Genomic DNA, 4,403 nt, shown 5'->3' with positions numbered 1-4,403 from the left:
CCGTTCCAGCGGGTTGGTCGACCAGATCTTCTTCCAGTGCGCCGGCGGGAAGTCGGCGAACGCGGTGATGTCCGTCGCCGCGTCCAGCAGCATCGTCTTGACCTGCGGGAACTGCCGTCCGAGCATGTCGGCGACCACGTTCAGCTGGGTGCGGACCTGCTCGCCGGTGGTCTGCGCGAAGATGGTGCGGATGGTGGCGGCGACCATCTCCCCGGAGCCCCTCTCGATCACCGAGAACACGTCCCGGACGAAGTGAACCTGTACGTAATCAAGTTGCTGGTTCTGTCGGCGTGTTGGCTTTCGTGGCAGTGCTGGCGAGGAGGGCCTCGACAGTGCGGTGCGTCACCGATGCCGGCGGGAAGGTGATTCCGTCCTCTTCCAGCAGAGGGCGGACGTCGCGGAAGGCGTTCGTGAGAGTGCCTCTGGTGATCTGAAAAAGCTCGGTGAGGACTCCTCCGGTGCAGACCTTTCGGTCCATGAGCACGGTGGCCAGGACGCGCTCGGCGTCGGTGATCTTTTGTCGGAACACCCCGGCGCGGGTTCCGGGCTGGCGGTGCCCGCCGCGCTGCGTGAAGCGCCGTCGTTCGACCAGCGCGGCCTGCCGTTTCGAGAGCCGGTCGATCAGGGCGTGGAGGTCAGCGCGGCTCATGCCGGTCAGTGCCGGGTCGCAGAGCTGTTCCGGGAGCGCGGGCCGGACTTCGGGGGGTGACATTCCGGTGCGTAGGAACGCCACCAGGTGGTCCGGCTTGGTGAACCGGACTGCGGAGAGACCGACAGCGGTGCCGGTGTCGTCCAGCAGCCGTCGTGTGTCGCCGATGGCCTTGCTGATGGTGCGGTCGCTGAGGGCGAGCATGTCGTACAAGACCTTCTGGGAACAGACCTGCCGCAGGTAGAGCACGGTGATCAGCACCTTGTCGGGGCCGGTCAGCAGGGGGCGGCCATGGTCGCCGGGTGCCTTGCGCCGTTGTCCGCCGCGGTGCTGGTAGCAGCGTTCCTCCCGCTGTGCGGCCTGCGCGGGAGCCAGCCGGTCGCTCAGCGCGGCCAGCTCTTCCCGCGTCATCCCGGTCAGCAGCGGGTCGGCCAGCATCTCCAGGAACTGGGTGCGGGCCGTTTCCCCGGGCCTGCGAACCGCTTCGTGCTCGCTGGGGGCCGGGCCGTCGGGGTGGATGGTGTAGTTCCAGGTTCCACGCTCTTGGTGCTGCTCGATCGGGAGCGAGTCCAGGTACGCCTTGCTGACCGTAGTGCCTGTGGGATACGAGCCCGGGTCAAGTTCCGCTTCGACCTGTAGCCCGGTGCGGGTCCGCGTCGCGGCGATGGTCTTGACGACCACTTCGTGGCTGGTCAGCGGGCGGCCGCGCCAGTTCATGGCGATATGGGAGAACAAGCGGTGCTCGACCTTGTTCCATTTCGATGTGCCGGGACAATGCCGTTGCTTGAGCCTGTCAAACAGTTCGTGACATTGGAGCAGGGCGGTCGTTGGGCCTGGCATGCATCCTTGGGTGGGGTTGTCTGATCGGGTGCGGCTGGGTGTGGTGACCCGGTGGGTGACTCCGGAACTGGTCGCCGCGGTGCTGGGCAAGTGCGGGGTCCGGGACAAGAAGCCCGGCGCACTGCCGGCCGGGTTCATGGTCTACTACACCCTCGCCCTGGCGCTGTTCCAGCAAGACTCATATGACGATGTCGCTGAGCAACTGGTCGGCAGTATCCCGGAGTTGAGCGCCAGCGTTCCGAACAAGTCCTCGTTCGCGCGGGCACGCACGCGCTTGGGGCCGCTGGTTCTGGAGACCTTGTTCCGTGAGCTGACCGGCCCGTTGGCGCCGGTCTGCCTGGAGGCCTCCCTCTACCGGGGGATGAGGCTGGCCGCAGTGGACGGGTTCGTACTGGACGCGCCGGACACGAAGACCAACCGGGCCGCGTTCGGCGGTCCGACCAAGAACGGCCTGCCCGCGGGGTTTCCCCAGGTGAGAGTGGTCACGCTGACCGAGTGCGGCACGCACGCCCAGATCGACGCGGCGGTAGGAGGCTTCAACGGCGGCGAACGCGACCTGGCTGTCGCCATGGCCGTCTCGGCCGCCGGGATACTCGTGATCATGGACCGGGGCTTCCCCGGAGTGGATCTGTGGAAGGCCTACACCGCCGCCGACGCGCACCTGCTGCTGCGGGCGCGCTCCTGCGTTGCGAGTCGTCCGGTGCAGCACCTGCCCGACGGTACCTACCTGGCGAGGATGAGCCTAGCGGGCCAGCGGGCCTCGCACCCGGGCGGGGTGACGGTGCGGGTGGTCGAGTACCGCGTCGACGACGGCGAGGTGGTCAGGCTGCTGACGGATCTGCTGGACCCGGACGCGTATCCGGCGGCAGAGCTGGCCCGGCTCTATCACGCCAGGTGGGAGGCGGAATCGGCATTCCGGCAGATCAAAACCTTCCAGCGCGGGCCCGCCGAGGTCCTGCGCTCGGGGGACCCGGATCTGGTGCGGCAGGAGGTCTGGGCGCACCTGGTGGTGCACCACTGCCTCACACGGGTCATCATGTCGCTGGCCGACGACAACGGCATCGATCCGGACCGGGTCTCGTTCGTCAAAGTCCTCAAGCACACCCGGCGCAGCGTGATTCGCCAGTGCGCCGACACACCCAAGAAGATCAAGAAGTTCCTGGCCGAACTGGCGGCAAAGGTCCACCGGAAGCTCGACAACGGCGCCAGGCGCCTGCGCGAGGCAGACCGGCACCTCAAGCGGCCGGACTCGAAGTACTCCTCGAAGCTCTCCTACCGGATCAACACCCGCGACCGGCAGCCGACCAGGCGCGTCGCACCCAAGGTCATCACGCTGCGACCGGCGATAGTTCACTAACTCAAGCAACGGCATTGTGTGCCGGGAGGAAAGTGACACACCGTGACGGCCAGGCCCGTCTCGGCCGCGAAGGCGGCCAGTTCGGACTTCCAGACCCGGTAGCGGTAACTGTTGGAGCCACCCGCGTCCGCAGTGATCAGCAGGCGGGTGGCGTGCGGGTAGTCATGGTGCCCGCGGGCCTGCCACCAGCGACGGATGGAGGCGACCGCAAAGGCGGAGGTGTCGTGGTCGACACCGACGTTGACCCAGCCGGTATCGGCGGTCAGGTCGTAGATGCCGTAGGGGATGGCCGCATCGCCCTTCGGACCGGTGAAGAAGCTGTGGTCCTCCACCTGGACCGGGTCGCCCTTCGGCCGCCACTGACGGCCCACGTTCGGCAGCTGGCCGAGCATCTCCTTCTTCTTCGTGTCCACGCTGATCACCGGCTCGCCGTCAGCCTGAAGCTGCTTGACCTGCTCGTTGATGTATCGGAACTGGGCATCTCGGTCCGGGTGTTGCTTGCCCTCCAGCGTCTTGGCCTGGGCCTGCAGGCTGAACCCGTTCTCCTTCAGCAGCCGGCCCACCGTCATCGCCGAGACGGGGTGACCCTGGCGGGTCAATTCCTGGGCCAGACTCCGCAGCGATTTCGTCGTCCAGCGCAGCGGCGACATCGGATCGCCTCGCTCGTCCGGCTCCACCAGCGCCATCAGCGCGGGCAGCACCCCGGAATCGACCTCCTCAGCACGCTTGCGTCCCCCGCCTGGCCTACGTACCCGCCCTTCGGAAAGCTCGAGCTCGCCGGACTCCAGCTCGACGACGCCTCGGCGGACCGTCGTCTCACTCACCTTGGCGGCACGGGCGACGGCCCGGATCCCGCCATGCCCGAGCAGCCGGGCCTCCGTCGCACACATCAACCGTCGCTGCCGCTCGTTCAGAAGCGGCAGCAACACCTCGAATCGCACAGCGAGTTGGCTGCGCACCCCCTCCGGAAACGCCATACCAGATCAACGACGCCAGCAGACGGAAGCGACACCTTGTTTCTCTACGGCCCCAGTGAACCCGGCACCTTTGCCAGGCCGCGCCGAGGAAGACGGTGCGGATCGCGGCCACCAGCCCGCTGTGGCTGTCGGAGATGACCAGCTGGACGTTCTCCAGGCCACGGGCCCGCAGCGAGCGCAGGAACTTCGTCCAAAACGGCTTCGACTCACTGTCGCCGACCATCAGCCCGAGGATCTCGCGGTGTCCGGTGGCGGAGATCCCGGTGGCGATGACCACGGCCTGGGAGGCGATCCGGTGATTCACCCTCGCCTTGCAGTAGGTGGCGTCCAGGAAGACGTAGGGGAAGACGGTGTGGTCCAGCGGCCGTTCCTTGAACGCGGTCAGTTCCTCGTCCAGGCCACCGCAGATGCGGGAGACCTCGGACTTGGAGATGCCGCTGTCCGCACCGAGTGCTTTGACCAGGTCATCGACCGAGCGGGTCGACACACCGTGCACGTATGCCTCCATCACCACGGCGAACAGCGCCCGGTCGATCCTGCGCCGGCGTTCCAGCAGAGACGGGAAGAACGACCCGCTGCG

At 67.2% G+C, this 4,403-nt stretch carries 1 protein-coding gene and 4 pseudogenes; 1 reads left to right on the top strand and 4 read right to left on the bottom strand.

Going from position 1 to position 4,403, the window contains the following annotated elements; genetic code table 11:
- Positions 1-261, bottom strand: a pseudogene (locus tag ACFYX0_RS46820) (transposase); the annotation flags it as partial.
- Positions 262-1,159: 898 nt separating this feature from the next.
- A pseudogene (locus tag ACFYX0_RS46815) lies at positions 1,160-1,420 on the bottom strand (ISAzo13 family transposase); the annotation flags it as partial.
- Between the two features lie 79 nt (positions 1,421-1,499).
- Between ACFYX0_RS46815 and ACFYX0_RS46810 the strand changes: the two are divergent.
- Positions 1,500-2,846 (top strand): IS4 family transposase, encoded by a 1,347-nt coding sequence (locus tag ACFYX0_RS46810; RefSeq protein ID WP_388981700.1) that lies wholly within the window; start codon positions 1,500-1,502, stop codon positions 2,844-2,846.
- 17 nt (positions 2,847-2,863) lie between these two features.
- Here the strand turns inward: ACFYX0_RS46810 and ACFYX0_RS46805 are convergent.
- Positions 2,864-3,823: pseudogene (locus tag ACFYX0_RS46805) on the bottom strand (ISAzo13 family transposase); the annotation flags it as partial.
- A 46-nt stretch (positions 3,824-3,869) separates the two neighbouring features.
- Positions 3,870-4,403, bottom strand: a pseudogene (locus ACFYX0_RS46800) (IS256 family transposase); the annotation flags it as partial.

The organism is Streptomyces sp. NPDC002573 (assembly GCF_042889625.1).
Lineage (GTDB): Bacteria > Actinomycetota > Actinomycetes > Streptomycetales > Streptomycetaceae > Streptomyces > Streptomyces gibsoniae.
Note: the sequence above shows the minus strand (reverse complement) of the source record. Positions and strands in the feature narration are given on the sequence as shown.